The 531-nt window shown below is 32.2% G+C and carries 1 protein-coding gene and 1 pseudogene; both read left to right on the top strand.

The window, feature by feature from the left end:
• Positions 1-99, top strand: a pseudogene (locus HMPREF2704_RS10705) (GNAT family N-acetyltransferase); the annotation flags it as partial.
• A gap of 57 nt (positions 100-156) precedes the next feature.
• On the top strand, positions 157-531 hold a 375-nt coding region (locus HMPREF2704_RS11480; protein ID WP_256318008.1), incomplete at its 3' end, for a Type 1 glutamine amidotransferase-like domain-containing protein.

Here is a 531-nt window from a genome sequence, read left to right as displayed (position 1 = left end):
AGTGACTGTACTTTAACGAATACGGATTCTATAAGATTTCATCTCAATATTGGATTCCAGGAGGCAAATAGAATTATTCATTTTAAGAAAAAATTATAATTTCGAAACGAGAATAAACTTGTTTAAACTTTATGTATCTTTAGAAAGTGTGAAAGATTGGACGAACAAATTTTTTTGATGGGTGGAAATCCGCCGATAAAGAACCATACGATTGTTAAAAAAATTGTGTCATCAAGGAAAATCGAAAGAATTGTCATTTTTACAGTTTATCGAGAAAATTGGCAACCCTATATGAAAAAGTACACGGAAGTTTTCCGAAGCCATTTTTCTAACCTAAACACTGATTACTTACTCTTGGACACTGAGCAGATTGATTTTGATAGCTATCTAGATGCTGATGTCATTATCATCGGTGGTGGAAATACGGAAAAATATATAGCTACTTATGTCAATCAGGAGTTCAAAAATTATATCGATCATATGCTTAATAAAGGGGTGAAAGTTATAGGATTTTCAGCAGGAGCCCTATTA

This window comes from Streptococcus sp. HMSC076C09 (genome assembly GCF_001837905.1).
GTDB classification, from domain to species: domain Bacteria; phylum Bacillota; class Bacilli; order Lactobacillales; family Streptococcaceae; genus Streptococcus; species Streptococcus parasanguinis_I.
Note: the sequence above shows the minus strand (reverse complement) of the source record. Positions and strands in the feature narration are given on the sequence as shown.